The organism is Streptomyces sp. NPDC026301 (genome assembly GCF_055567935.1).
In genome coordinates, this window is the sequence record NZ_JBVHPN010000013.1 from 110,945 (window position 1) to 123,635 (window position 12,691).

A 12,691-nucleotide genomic window follows, 5' to 3' on the forward strand; every position below is an offset into this window, starting at 1 on the left:
CCCGCCCAGTTTCCGGGTGGTTCACCGTGCGTCCTTGCGGATGCGGAAGGCGATGGCGAGGGCGACGAGGAGAGCGGCGCCGACGGTGACGGCGCCTGCGGTGAGCAGGACTGGAGTACTGGAGTCCTGGTCGGCGGTCGGAGCGGCGTGCACGGACGGGTCGTCGGTGGGGTCGTCGGAGCGGGCGGCCGAGCCGGGTGTGGTGCCGTTTCCCTTCGCGCTGTCGTCGCTGTGGCGTGCCGGGTCCCGTGCTCCGTGTGCCGCGTCGGCGGGGTCCGATCCGTTGTCGGAGCCGGACGCGGGCGGGCGGCGCGTGCCGTCGTTCGCCGATCCGGCACCCTCCGAGGTGCCGGGCCGGGCGGTGCCGGCGGGGGCCGTACCGTCGCTCCCGCCGCTGTTTCCGTCGTTGTTTCCGGAGGGTGTCGAGCCGGACGGCGCCTTTGACCGAGTGATGTCGAACGACGCCAGTACCGCGTTCTGGCCGGGGTCCAGCGTGCACGGCACCTCGGTCTCGCCCGGGTTCACCTTGCCGTCCGCGTCCTTCGGGACGACATGCAGCGTGAGGTCACCAACGGTGATCTTCGCCTTCCCCGGATGGTGGAAGGTACGCGCCGGTGCGTAGCCGGCGCCCTTGACGTCGAACGGGCCGGACTCCGGGACGCTGGTCCTGGGCACGGTGAACGGCACGACGACCTCGGCGTCGTCCCGGGGCGCGGTCACATGGACCCGCGCGTCCACCCGGCCTTCGACGGTTTTGACGCCGATCCAGTTCAGGCCGCTCGTCCCGGCGCCGCTGACCCGCGACCTCGCGTGGATCGCGAATCGGCGGGTGGGCTTGCCCACCACGGCCGACCTGGTGACGTCCGCGTCGATCGTCACCGCGGCGTGCTGGCTGACCGACTGCAATGAACAGGTGTAGTTCAGCGTGCGGGAGACGGGGGCCGCGGCGGCCGGGCCGGCTCCCGTCGCCCCCACGAGTCCGCCTGTGACCCCTGCGACCGTCACCAAGCCCGCGGCTCCCCGGGCCACTCGGCCGTTCAGGGCGGGACGGCGCCTCCGGCCCGTCCCGATCCCGTACCGGTGGTGCATGCGCTTGCCAGTCGTCATCTTGCCTCCCCCGTTGTACGTGTGTACGTGTGGGCCTATGAGACAGGATGCAACCGCCGTGTACGGGGTTTGTCACTGTCCGGGTCCAGCTTCATCACCGGGCCGGCCGGCGCTCGCGTCACTTACCAACTCAGTTGCTCTTGATGGTGTGTTGGTGCGTTGCTGCTCGCGCGCCGAGTACGTCTGGGCCAAGTGGTCCCGGAGTTCGGCATGCCGGAACTGATAGACCGCACCGGCCTGACGCAGCACACCCCGTTCGCAGGCGTCGTCGAGGAAGGAGATCAGCGCCCAGGGCAGCCGGCCGGTCAGCGGCAGCCAGATGCGTGACAGCGCTACCCACTGCCCCCAGGCGGTGAAGCTGAGCCCGTAGCCGAACCCGCCCGCGAAGGCCGCCTCGACCGCGAAAACCAGGCCGGCCAGGAGCCCGACGACAAGGCCCTCCCCGAGGCCGGGCGCCGGACTGTCCATGAGCCCGACGCCGATTCCGGCCGGAATTCCGAACACCAGCCCCGAGACGAGCATCTGGAAGAGCACGTTCCTGCGGTTCTCGTTCAGCAGGACAGAGGGGCTGACGGTGTCCGTGATCTCGCTGGGGACTTCGAGCCAGGCCATGATCGACAGCACCAGCCCGATCCCGAGCCCGACCACCAGCACGAACAGGACCGCCCCCGCCGGCCCGCCGTCGAGCCCGTCCCCGAGTCCGATCGGCTCGACCACTCCCCTGTCCACGAGTACCAGCGCGAGCGCACCCGGCGTACCGAAGGCGACACCGACCATGAAGCGGCGGAGGAAGCTCCCGCGATTCTCCCGCGTCCTGCTGAAGACCTTCACGCGCACGCGCGACGGCTTCGCCTCGGCGCGCCGGGAAACGAACGCGTAGAGGCAACCGAAGCCGAGGCCGGCCACGAGCCCGTGCAAGAGCCCGACCACGAGCCCCCGTTCGACCGCGAACCCGAGTCCGTAATGCGTCCCGATCAGGTCCACGGGAAGGTTGCCGATCGCGGTCGGCACCCCGAAGGACAGTGCGGCCAGGAAAGCGATCATGAGAATGCGAGCAGGCCGGCTGATGGTGGTGGTGCCCAGCTGCCACCAGGCGAGGTTGTACGTCCTGCGTTGGACGAGGTGTGTGGCGAGATAGCCGAGCCAGTGCTCGGCACGATTCCGGTCCCACTTCCGCCGGCCGCGGTGGCCGGAACCGCGGGAGTCGCCCGCCGGCCCGTCATCGTAGGCGGCGGGCGTGAACGCGGCCAGGAGGTGCTTCCGCAGGGCATCGGGGCCATCGAAGTCAGTGGTGTCCAAGAGATCCGAAGGCTCGCGGCCGGCGGTGTCGCTGTAGATGGTGCGAGCCATCGCGACCATCAGCGGGGTGGTGAACACCTTGGCGAGGTTGTCCGCACCCGGGCTCCGTGGCTGTGCGTGCAGGGCGTCCAGGACGGGTGCCCACACCGTGTTGTGCAGGCCGCCGCCCTCGCCGGGTCGACTGGAGCGAGGCAGGTAGTCGGCGAGGTCGCTCAGGGTCAGGTCGTCCAGCTCCACGACAGCGGCGCCGGTGAGCACGTCGGAGTCCGCCACGGCACGGGCGTACTCCTTGGGGCGGCTGGTCAGCAGGAACGGCAATTTCGTGGCGTTGAGCGAGGTGAGCGCGCGGTCCTGCAACCCCTTCGCGATCTCGTCGAACCCGTCGAAAACAGGCAGCAGCCAGTCCGCGTCGATCAGGGCATGGGCCAGGTCCCGTTCCGGTGCGTCCGGGTCCGGGGCCGCGAGGCCGGGATGGTCGCGTACCAGTTGATCGCGCATCCAGTCGCGCAGGGAGGTGGTCTTCGGGTTCCAGGAGACCAGGCCGAAGATCACCGGTATCCGGCCGGGGACGCGGGCTTCCAGCCAGTCCAGCACGAAGCGCATGGTCAGAATCGTCTTGCCCGACCCGGCCGCGCCGAGCACCACCAGTCGACGGGACGGGATGGACAGATACTTCCGTACGATGCCGCCGAGCCAGCCGGCCAGCGGGAGCGGGCCGGGGTCCGTTCCGGGCGGGGCCTTGCGGATGTTGGCCCAGTGATCGGACACCGGCCTGTCGGTGAGGCGGTAGCGTACGGCGAGCGGACGCGGGTCGTGCACCCTGCGCCGCCGCTCCTCGTCATCCCACTGGCCGTAGACCGCTTCGACGAACTTCCCGGCCGCTGCTCTCAGGTTCGGCTTTTCGGCGGCCCCCAGCAGCTCCGGCAGGCCGACGGGCTGTTGCGGGGCCGAGGAACGCGGAAGCTCGTCGAGTCCGTCGGGATCGAGCGGCAGGCCGGTCAAGTCGGCCAGTTCGCCGATCCGTTCCGGAGTCAGGGACTTGTACCAGAGGCTCACCGGGCTTGCCGTGAGCCTTCCGAGCCCGTCGGACCGCTGGTGCTCACTGATGATCCCGATCAGGCACCCACCGCTCCACACCGCGGCCCCCGACATGCCCTCCCAGGGAGAACGGTTCGGATCGGGGTCGTACTCCGGAGCCTGCAGCCTGGAGATCTCCAAGGTGCCTCGACGCAGGTACGCGAGCGGGTCGGCCTGGCCGAGCGCGTGGTGCGTATCCCGGTACGAGGTGAGCACATCGCTGCCCGGCGACGCGACGCCGCGCCGCAGCCTGAATCTCGGGAAGCCGAGCGCTTCGCAGTCCACCACGCGCGCGACGCGGCCGAACCGCACCGGTGCCGTCTCGGCGGCGTACCCGCCGCCGGCGCTCGGCCCCTCCGCGATCTCCAGCAGCGCGACATCCACAGCGAAGTCCATCCAGACCGGCTCGCCGGGCACCTCCCGTACGCCGCCGTCTTCCATGACGAACCGCACCTGCACGGACGTCGCGTCGCCCACCACATGCGCGGCCGTGAGCACCACCCCCGCGCTCACGCGGTAACCCGATCCGCGCCGGCCCGCGCCCGCGCGGCGCGAGGTGATGATCTGGACCGCTCGCCCGGGCTGGAGCCCCTCGGGCTCCGAAGTCCGGCCCACGGCCGGGTTCACTGCTCGTCGGCCTCAGCCGGACCGGCGACGAACGGCGAGGCGTCGGATCCGCTCAGGGTCGGCTGCAACGTCAGTTTGAGGTGCTGGGTCGACACGGTGCCCCTCGTCGCTTCCGCCCCCGACTCCACGACCCAGAAACGTACTTTGCCTCCCGCCTGCCCCGTCCGCTCCAGCGCGACCGACACCTCCAGCTCGATCGGCCCCAGTTCAAAACGCAGCGCTTCGCCCTCCGCCGCAGTGATCGACTGCTCCAGCTCCTGCCGTAGGTTCCTGATCACATTGGCCAACTCGATCACACCAGGCCCCTTTGCCATACACCCGTCACTGATTACCCAGGACTGTAGGCCGAACGATGCGCCAGCGGCGCCGAGTTGACACAGATCAGCGGGAGTACGTCCGCCGCCGGCTGTCGCGCCGCCGGCCGGTTACGGGAGCCAGGGAAAGCGCGCCAGTCGGCCACGCACGTCGGCGGACAACAGCGGTGCGACCGCCGTGCGGTACCTCTCCGCCGCCTGCCGCGGCCCCGCTTCGGGGTCGTTCCCGGACAGTGCGTCGGGGTCCCCGTTCAAGCTCCGGGCCGGCGCCCCCGAGCGGCAGAGCGGAATCTTCGGTGCCTGGCGGATGAGCTGGTCGCCGCCGCCCGAGACGGCATACGGATCGATGTCGTAATCGTGGTCACCGGTGAAGTATCCGACCACGCCATTGGCGAAGCATGCCGGGTTCCTGATCATGTTCTCGGAGTAGCAGATGCCGTCGTTGGTATGGCAGATCTCCTTGACCGTCAGGTCGCCGAAGCCGCGCGGCCCCTTCATGGTCATGCCGGGCAGGAACGTGGGCAGGTTCGTCTCGATGCCACCGGGGCCGCCGTCCGCACCGGGACGCCGGGGGTCGCCGTAGAGCACTCCGCTGATCCGGTCGTGCGGGACGGCATCGCTGCCGGAGAGGGCGGCCAGCTCGTCGCCGGCGACGAGGGCGCCCTGCGAGTAGCCGGCGATGGTGAGGTGGCTGGCGGGGCACGTGCCGTGGAACTCTTCGACGGCCGCGTCGAGCTTGGCGATGCCTTCGGCCACGGAGTCGTCCAACGACACGGGGTCGCCGGGGTAGGGAGCGATCGACGCCGAGTAGTGGATCTTCGTGTACGCCACGCCTTCGGGGAGCGTGGCGTTGCTGCGGTCGTACACCGTGGCATCGCCGTCGAGATGCCCGCCGACCTCGAAGATCATGGTGCTCGGACAATCGGCCCGAGTCTGTGTCGGGGTCTGCGCCTGCGCCTGTGCCTGTGCTTGTACCTGCGTCGGCGTCTGCGGGGAGGCCGCGACGGCGTGCGGCGCGCTCAGCGCCAAGGCGGGCAGCGCCACGCACATCGCCAGTAACGATCGCGCCTGTCTCATGTGCACCTCGTCTCGAATCCGCCGGGGAGGAACGGGTGTTCCGCCCCCGATGCGCCGCCAAAGCTAGCGTGAGAGAGGTATGGCGAACAGAGGTGTTCGTGAGCGTAGGGGGTTCCTGACAGTGCCGTGACGCGCGTTCCGCGGACGGCTCAGGAGCGCCTCTCGCGTTCCTCGAGCGCGCTGATGGCCGTGGCGGTGAGGCTGTTGGCGATGTGGTCGCGCATGAGCCGCCCGGCCCGGTCCGCCTCCCCATCGACGATCAGGTCGACGAGGCGACGGTGTTCCTCGAGGTCGCGGGTGCGCGGTTCATCGCCGGGCGGCAGGTCGAGGCCGAGGCGGCGGTAGCGGTCGGACTTGTCCCACAGGTCGTCGAGCATCTTGATGAGGACGTCGTTGCGTGAGGCCCGGTAGAGGGTCCGGTGAAAGACGCGGTGGGCGGTGAGGGCGTCCTCGCCCCACTGCCGGGTCACGGGCAGCAGTTGCTCAACCGCCGCACGCATGGCCGCGATGTCCTCTTCGGTGCGGCGCCTGGCGGCGAGTTCGGCCGCTGTGGGGTCGAGGGAGAGGCGGACCTCGAAGAGTTGGCGGGCCTCGTCGGCGGTCATGGTCGACACCCGCACGTCGCGGTGGGTCTCGACGGTGAGCAGCCCCTCGCTGCTGAGGCGCCGGATGGCTTCGCGCAGCGGCGTGATGCTCATGTTCAGGGAGTCGGCGAGGTCGTACTGGGCCAGCCGTGAGCCGGCCGGAAGGCTGCCGGTGAGGATCTGGTCGCGCAGTTCCGCGTAGGCGAGGTCACTCTTGCTGAGGAACATGTTCGGACTTGCCATTGCCCCCTGTGAGTCCCTTCCGGGCTTTCCCGACCCCTTGACACTTCCAGCCTGTTCGCCTCAGCCTAACACCCTCGCAACTTGCAACTTATAAGATACAAGGAGGATGCGGCGATGAAGATCACCAACGTCTACGAGGGTGTCGTCCCGATCAGCTCCTCGATCCGCAACGCGTGGATCGACTTCTCCTCGATGGACTGCTCGATCGTGGCGATCGAGAGCGATGTCATCCGGGACGGCAAGCCGGTGGTCGGCTACGGCTTCAACTCCAACGGCCGCTACAGCGCGGGCGAGATCCTGCGCCGCCGGATCCTCCCCCGCCTGACCGCGGCCGAGCCCGGCAGTCTCCTCGACGAGCAGGGCGACCTCGATCCCGCCAAGGCGTGGGACATCATGATGCGCAACGAGAAGCCGGGCGGTCACGGCGAGCGCTCGGTCGCGGTCGGCGTCGTGGACATGGCGCTGTTCGACCTGGCGGCCAAGATCGCGGAGAAGCCGCTGTACCGCTACCTTTCGGAGCGCCACGGCGACGGTGAGCCCGACGACTCGGTATTCGTCTACGCCGCCGGCGGCTACTACGCCCCCGGCAAGACCCTTGCCGACCTGCGGGCCGAGATGCGTGGCTTCCTCGACCAGGGCTACGACGTGGTCAAGATGAAGATCGGCGGTGCCGACCTGGCCGAGGACCTGCGCCGCATCGAGGCCGTCATCGAGGTTCTGGACGGTGCCGGCTCCCGCCTCGCCGTCGACGTCAACGGCCGCTTCGACCTGGCCACCGCGCTCGAGTACGGGCGGGCCATCGAGCCGTACAACCTGTTCTGGTACGAGGAGATCGGCGACCCGCTGGACTACCACCTCAACGCCACCGTGGCCGAGCACTACGCAGGCCCGATCGCCACCGGCGAGAACCTCTTCTCCCTCCAGGACGCCCGTAACCTGATCCGTTACGGCGGCCTGCGCCCCGACCGCGACACCCTTCAGGTCGACCCCGCGCTGTCGTACGGTCTGACCGAGTACCTGCGCATTCAGGACATGCTCCGGCAGCACGGCTGGTCCTCGCGCCGCTGCATCCCGCACGGCGGCCACCAGTTCTCCCTGCACATCGCCGCCGCCCTCAAGCTCGGCGGCAACGAGTCCTACCCGGGCGAGTTCCAGCCCACCGGCGGTTTCGCCGACGACGCGGTCGTCGAGAAGAGCCGCGTCGGGCTGACCGACATCCCCGGCATCGGCTTCGAGGGCAAGGCCGCCTTCTACAAGGTGCTGCGCGCCCTGCACAGCTGACCCCTCCGCGACGCACCGCGACGCGCCCGCCTCGGTGCGGGCGCCGTCCAGTCGGCGCGGCTCCACCCACGCGCCACGTACGACCCCTGGGACCACGAGCCGCCGAGCGCGGCCCCGGCCCCTTACGGAACAGGGCTACACAAGATCGTCGTGCAAGGGAGCACCAACGATGACATCCACTGCCGCCGCCGGCCCACCCCAGCGGTCGAGGCTCAACCGTCTGCTGCGTGAGCTGTGGTTCCAGGTCGTCCTGGCCGCCGTCCTCGGCATCGCCGTGGGACTGGCCGCACCGGGATTCGGCGAGGCGCTCAAGCCGCTCAACGACTGGTTCATCGCTCTGGTCAAGATGATCGTGATCCCGGTCGTCTTCTGCGTGGTCACCACCGGCATCGCCGCCATGGACAACCTGCGCAAGGCGGGCCGCATCGGCGTCAAGGCGATCGGCTACTTCCTCGTACTGTCGCTGGTCTCGATGCTCATCGGCCTGGTGGTCGCCAACATCTTCCACCCCGGCTCCGGCCTCGACGTGGACCCCTCGACGCTGCGGGCCGAGGACGTCCCCGAGACCGCCACCGAACACGCCACCTTCACCGGTTTCGTCTCCTCCCTCATACCGACCTCACTGCTGGGCGCGATCACCGGCGACGCGATCCTGTCCGCGCTCATGGTCTCCATCGTCTTCGGCGTGGCCCTGAACATGGCCGGCGAGGACGGTGCCCCGCTCACCCGCGGCATCAAGGCGCTGTCGGACGTCGTGTTCCGCATCGTCGGCTGGGTCATGCGCCTGGCCCCGGTGGGCACGTTCGGCGCCCTGGCCACGGTGGTGGCCACCTACGGCGCCGAGAGCCTCAAGCAACTCGCCTACCTGATCATCCTGTTCACCGCGACCTGCGTCCTCTACGTCCTCGTCGTCCTCGGCGCCGTCATGCGCGCCTGCCGCCTGAGCCTGTTCGGCCTGATGCGCTTCCTCAAGGCCGAACTGCTCGTCGCGCTCAGCACCTGCTCCAGCGAAGCGGTCCTGCCGCAGCTCGTGCGCAAGCTGGAGACCCTCGGCATCGGACGGCCGGTGGTCGGCATCGTCATCCCCTCCGGGTTCTCCTTCAACCTGGACGGATCCGCCGTCTACCTCACGATGGCCTCCCTGTTCCTGGCCCAGGCCATGGGCATCGATCTGTCCTGGCAGCAGCAGCTCGTCATGGTCGGCGTCATGATGCTCACCAGCAAGGGCACCGCGGGCATCGCCGGCGGCGCGTTCATCGTGCTGGCGAGCACCGTCACCGCCGTCGGCCACATCCCACTGGCCGCCCTCTCGCTGATCGTCGGCATCGACCGCATCCTCAACGAGGGCCGCGTCTTCATCAACGTCCTCGGCAACGCGGTGGCCACCATCGTGATCGGCAAGTGGGAGAACGACTTCGACGCCGAACGCGCGCACGCCGTGCTCCACCCGGGCAAGACCCCGCCACCGCCGCCGCCGGCCCCGCTCGACACCACCAAGGTCGGCGCCGACAGCTGACCGGCCGGCCGATGGGGCGCGTGGCTTCTTCCCCCTGCTCACACCCGCGTTAGCCGGTCGTTAGCGGAGCACCAGCTCCGCGATAGTGGCCCCGATCAGAGTGGGTGACGTACCGAGAGACAACGCCACCGACTGCCCCGGGGAACCCGAAATGAGCTCCAGCACCACTCGCCGCACCGCCCGTCGTCGCGCTCTGCGCATTGCCGCCGCGGCCCTGACCGCAGCCGCCGGCCTCACCCTGACCGCCTGCTCCGGCTCGGACGCCGCCGACGCGAAGTCCGCGGGCCACACGAGCACGAGCGCAGCCGCCACCAAGTCCACCACCAAGGGCGGGTCCGGAGGACAGAGCTCCGATGCCGAGATCGGCACCGAGTCGGGCGCCGCAGCCAAGCCGTCGGGCAGCAAGCAGGCCACCGGAGGTGGCGAGACGGCATCCCCGGTCCGCACCCAGCGCTTGGCGGACGGCATCAGCAAGGCCGAGATCTACAAGCTCGACTCCCAGCACTACCGCGCCAAGATCGTCGCCCGCGGTTCGGTCGTGGCCACGATGGAGACGACGGGCCAGGACGCCGACGCCGGGCTCGACGCCAACGACATGTTCGTCGTGCTCACGATGGGCGGCGAGGTCCATTCCTGGATGGGCGGGGGGCACCAGGGACCGGGCACCTTCAAGCTCGCGGGCGGCTGGACGGCCAAGGTCACGAAGGTCGGCGAGCTGCGGTACCGCGCGCAGATCATCGGCTCCGAGGGCGTGGCCGCCACTCTGGAGACGAAGGGGCACGACGCCGGGGTCGACGCCAACGGCGTGTACATCGTGCTCAGCAACGGCGGCGTGATCAGCGCCCACGAGTAAATGACCGACCACCACGCGCCTGGGCGGGGCTCCCTCGCCCAATGCGCAGGTCAGATCGATTTTGCTGTGGTGGGGCGGGTGGGACTCGAACCCACGGCCGACGGATTATGAGTCCGCTGCTCTAACCGGCTGAGCTACCGCCCCCGTCACGGCGCGCCGCGCACATTTGTGCGCGCCGTCTGCCGCAGCATAGCCGCTCATACGATCTGCTGCCCGTGAGGGTGGGCGTCGAGCGCGGAGCGGTCCGCCGCGTGCGATCGTGAAGACTGCGATCACCCACTGTTCGGTTCCACCCAGAGGATCACTCTTTGGAGTGGTCCGAGTGTTCGATTCCCAGCGGGGTCCGAGCGGCTTCCGAGCGAGGTGCCCAGCGGGGTCCCGGGCACGAAAAAGGACCCCTCGCGGGGCCCTCTTCCTCTGCTCCCCCGACTGGACTCGAACCAGTAACCCTCCGGTTAACAGCCGAATGCTCTGCCAATTGAGCTACAGGGGACTGCGCTCCCCCGACTGGACTCGAACCAGTAACCTGCCGGTTAACAGCCGGCTGCTCTGCCAATTGAGCTACAGGGGATTGCTCTGTGTGCCACGAATGCACTCCGGTCCGGGCTTCCGGACGGCGTGCGCTCGCTGCGACACATACATTAGCGCAAGCAGGGGGGTGCTTTGCCAATCGGTATGCCCATGGGTGATCACCCGGGCCCCGGGTACCGGTGAGAGCAGTACAGCCAGCGGCTCGCCGCTTCGACGGGAAGTACCCGGGAGCGGGACCGACAGACAGAGAGGTGGAGCGATGCGCTACCGGCTCACGTTCATCGCGGGACTGGCCATCGGATACGTGCTCGGCACCCGGGCCGGGCGGGAGCGGTACGAACAGCTGCGCAAGAGCGCGCAGCGGGTCGCGCAGAACCCCGCCGTCCGCAACACCGCCGAGTCCGCCGCGCAGACCGGCCGGCAGGCCGCGAACAAGGCGTACGACGCGGTATCGGCCAAGGTCGGCGACAAGATTCCGAACTCCGTCCAGGACCGCGTCCGTTCGCTGCGCGAGCAGCGTTCCGGCACGGAGGACGACTGGGGCACCAGCAACACCTAGCGTGCCGCGCCGGGCGGACCCGGCCGGACCCGCCGGTCTCCCCGGCCGCCGCGGCGCGGCCCCGGGGAGACCGGCTTTCCGTACCCGCCCCCGCATGCGGCATCATCAGGCCCTATGGGGATAGTCGCCGGGTTGGACAGCTCGTCCGCAAGCACACGCATCGTCGTCTGCGACACCGAAACGGGTGCCGTCGTCAGGCAGGGGTACGCCCCGCATCCCGACGGGAAGGGGCCCGACGTCGATCCGCAGACGTGGCTGATGTCACTCGGCGACGCGGCCGCCGGCGGGCTCCTGGAGGGTGTACAGGCCATCGGGGTCTCGGCGCAGCAGCACGGCCTGCTGCCGCTGGACACGGACGGGGCGCTGGTCCGGCCGGCCCTGATGGGCAATGACAAGCGGGCGCAGAGCGCGGCGGCCGACCTGATCGACGCGCTCGGGGGGCGCTCGGCGTGGGCGCAGGACGTGGGTTCCGTACCGCACGCCGCGCAGCCGGTGGCGAAGCTGCGCTGGCTGGCGCGCGCGGAGCCCGAGCACGCCGCCCGCGTGGCCGAGATCCTGCAGCCGCACGACTGGCTGGTCTGGCAGCTGCTGGGGCGGCCCGCGCGGCGCACGACGGACCGGGGCGGCGCCTCGGGCACCGGCTTCTGGTCGGCGGCGAGCGGCGCGTACCGCCCGGACCTGGTCGAGCTGGCGCTCGGGCACCAGGTGCGGCTCCCCGAGGTACTGGGCCCGGCCGACGCGGCCGGGGTGACGCCGGAGGGGCTGCTGATCTCCGCCGGTACGGGCGAGACGATGGCCGCCGCCTTCGGGCTGGGCGTGGGGACCGGCGACGCCGTGGTGTCGCTGGGCGCCTCCGGGTCGGTCTTCGGCATCCACCACGAGGCGCTGGCGGACTCCACCGGCACGATCACCTCCTTCGCCGACGCCACCGGCATGCACCTGCCGGTCGTCCACACGAGCAACGCCGTACGGGTGCTGCGCGGCATGGCCGAGGCGCTGGGCACGGATCTGGAGGGCCTGTCCGACCTGGCGCTGAAGTCGACGCCGGGCTCGTACGGGATGGTGCTGCTGCCGTACCTGGAGGGCGAGCGCACCCCGAATCTGCCGCACACCGCGGGCTCGCTGCACGGGCTGCGGCGGGAGAGCATGAAGCCCGAGCACATGGCGCGGGCCGCGTTCGAAGGCATGCTGTGCGGGCTCGCGGACGCGCTGGACGTACTGCGCGGCCGGGGCGTGCCGGTGCGCAGAGTGTTCCTGCTGGGTGCCGCCGCCGAGCTGGGCGCCGTACAGGCCGCCGCGCCCGCGCTGTTGGGCGCGCAGGTCGTGGTGCCGCAGCCGGCGGACTACGCGGCGGTGGGCGCGGCCCGGCAGGCGGCGTGGGCGCTGGGCGTCGCGCACGGCACGCACACGACCCAGGAGCCCCCGCGCTGGCCGGCCGCCGCCTGCCAGGTCTTCGAGCCGGGCGACGAGCTGGCCGTGGGGCAGGCGGTGCGGCAGCAGTACGCCTCGGTACGGGAGGAGACCCACCCGGGCGCGTTCGAGGAGGCGACGGGCGGCCAGGAGACGACAGGGAACCCGGAGGCCGCCGAGAGCCAGGAGGCCGCCGAAGGCTGAGGGCCGCGG

The 12,691-nt window shown here is 70.2% G+C and carries 10 protein-coding genes and 3 tRNA genes; 5 read left to right on the top strand and 8 right to left on the bottom strand.

Going from position 1 to position 12,691, the window contains the following annotated elements:
* Nucleotides 1-21: 21 nt before the first annotated feature.
* The 5 genes from ACZ4MH_RS23345 to ACZ4MH_RS23365 form a co-directional block, all read right to left on the bottom strand.
* Nucleotides 22-975, bottom strand: coding sequence for a DUF6801 domain-containing protein (locus ACZ4MH_RS23345; RefSeq protein ID WP_351592392.1), 954 nt, complete (start codon nt 973-975; stop codon nt 22-24).
* 204 nt (nt 976-1,179) lie between these two features.
* Nucleotides 1,180-4,110 (bottom strand): NACHT domain-containing protein, encoded by a 2,931-nt coding sequence (locus tag ACZ4MH_RS23350; protein ID WP_467754664.1) that lies wholly within the window; start codon nt 4,108-4,110, stop codon nt 1,180-1,182.
* On the bottom strand, nt 4,107-4,406 hold the full coding sequence (locus ACZ4MH_RS23355) for a trypco2 family protein (RefSeq protein ID WP_351592387.1): 300 nt from the start codon (nt 4,404-4,406) through the stop codon (nt 4,107-4,109). Before ACZ4MH_RS23355 ends, ACZ4MH_RS23350 begins: the two co-directional genes overlap by 4 nt.
* Before the next feature lie 129 nt (nt 4,407-4,535).
* Nucleotides 4,536-5,501, bottom strand: coding sequence for a cutinase family protein (locus ACZ4MH_RS23360; RefSeq protein ID WP_351592384.1), 966 nt, complete (start codon nt 5,499-5,501; stop codon nt 4,536-4,538).
* Nucleotides 5,502-5,650: 149 nt separating this feature from the next.
* Nucleotides 5,651-6,328 (bottom strand): GntR family transcriptional regulator, encoded by a 678-nt coding sequence (locus ACZ4MH_RS23365; protein WP_351592381.1) that lies wholly within the window; start codon nt 6,326-6,328, stop codon nt 5,651-5,653.
* Nucleotides 6,329-6,442: 114 nt separating this feature from the next.
* Here ACZ4MH_RS23365 and ACZ4MH_RS23370 point away from each other — a divergent pair, with 114 nt between their 5' ends.
* From ACZ4MH_RS23370 to ACZ4MH_RS23380, 3 genes are all read left to right on the top strand, one after another.
* Nucleotides 6,443-7,609 carry a mandelate racemase/muconate lactonizing enzyme family protein gene (locus tag ACZ4MH_RS23370; RefSeq protein WP_351592378.1) on the top strand — a complete coding sequence of 389 codons (1,167 nt, stop codon included), beginning with the start codon at nt 6,443-6,445 and terminating at the stop codon, nt 7,607-7,609.
* A 169-nt stretch (nt 7,610-7,778) separates the two neighbouring features.
* On the top strand, nt 7,779-9,125 hold the full coding sequence (locus tag ACZ4MH_RS23375; RefSeq protein WP_351592375.1) for a cation:dicarboxylate symporter family transporter: 1,347 nt from the start codon (nt 7,779-7,781) through the stop codon (nt 9,123-9,125).
* 151 nt (nt 9,126-9,276) lie between these two features.
* Nucleotides 9,277-9,978: a hypothetical protein gene (locus tag ACZ4MH_RS23380; RefSeq protein ID WP_351592372.1), complete on the top strand. Its 702-nt coding sequence runs from the start codon at nt 9,277-9,279 to the stop codon at nt 9,976-9,978.
* Between the two features lie 67 nt (nt 9,979-10,045).
* Here ACZ4MH_RS23380 and ACZ4MH_RS23385 read toward each other — a convergent pair.
* From ACZ4MH_RS23385 to ACZ4MH_RS23395, 3 genes are all read right to left on the bottom strand, one after another.
* Nucleotides 10,046-10,122: transfer RNA gene (locus ACZ4MH_RS23385), tRNA-Ile, on the bottom strand.
* A 276-nt stretch (nt 10,123-10,398) separates the two neighbouring features.
* Nucleotides 10,399-10,471: transfer RNA gene (locus ACZ4MH_RS23390), tRNA-Asn, on the bottom strand.
* A gap of 5 nt (nt 10,472-10,476) precedes the next feature.
* Nucleotides 10,477-10,549 (bottom strand) — tRNA-Asn (locus ACZ4MH_RS23395).
* A 219-nt stretch (nt 10,550-10,768) separates the two neighbouring features.
* Here ACZ4MH_RS23395 and ACZ4MH_RS23400 point away from each other — a divergent pair.
* Together ACZ4MH_RS23400 and ACZ4MH_RS23405 are read left to right on the top strand one after the other, a co-directional pair.
* Nucleotides 10,769-11,068: a YtxH domain-containing protein gene (locus tag ACZ4MH_RS23400; RefSeq protein ID WP_351592369.1), complete on the top strand. Its 300-nt coding sequence runs from the start codon at nt 10,769-10,771 to the stop codon at nt 11,066-11,068.
* Between the two features lie 114 nt (nt 11,069-11,182).
* Entirely contained in the window at nt 11,183-12,682 is a 1,500-nt protein-coding gene (locus tag ACZ4MH_RS23405) for an FGGY family carbohydrate kinase (protein ID WP_351592367.1), read from the top strand.
* Nucleotides 12,683-12,691 lie beyond the last annotated feature (9 nt).

Bases quoted from the DNA above. Each gene is read 5' to 3' on its own strand.
- ACZ4MH_RS23370 (WP_351592378.1), top strand. From the start codon at position 6,443: ATGAAGATCACCAACGTCTACGAGGGTGTCGTCCCGATCAGCTCCTCG.
- ACZ4MH_RS23375 (WP_351592375.1), top strand. From the start codon at position 7,779: ATGACATCCACTGCCGCCGCCGGCCCACCCCAGCGGTCGAGGCTCAAC.
- ACZ4MH_RS23360 (WP_351592384.1), bottom strand. From the start codon at position 5,501: ATGAGACAGGCGCGATCGTTACTGGCGATGTGCGTGGCGCTGCCCGCC.
- ACZ4MH_RS23365 (WP_351592381.1), bottom strand. From the start codon at position 6,328: ATGGCAAGTCCGAACATGTTCCTCAGCAAGAGTGACCTCGCCTACGCG.
- ACZ4MH_RS23400 (WP_351592369.1), top strand. From the start codon at position 10,769: ATGCGCTACCGGCTCACGTTCATCGCGGGACTGGCCATCGGATACGTG.
- ACZ4MH_RS23405 (WP_351592367.1), top strand. From the start codon at position 11,183: ATGGGGATAGTCGCCGGGTTGGACAGCTCGTCCGCAAGCACACGCATC.
- ACZ4MH_RS23380 (WP_351592372.1), top strand. From the start codon at position 9,277: ATGAGCTCCAGCACCACTCGCCGCACCGCCCGTCGTCGCGCTCTGCGC.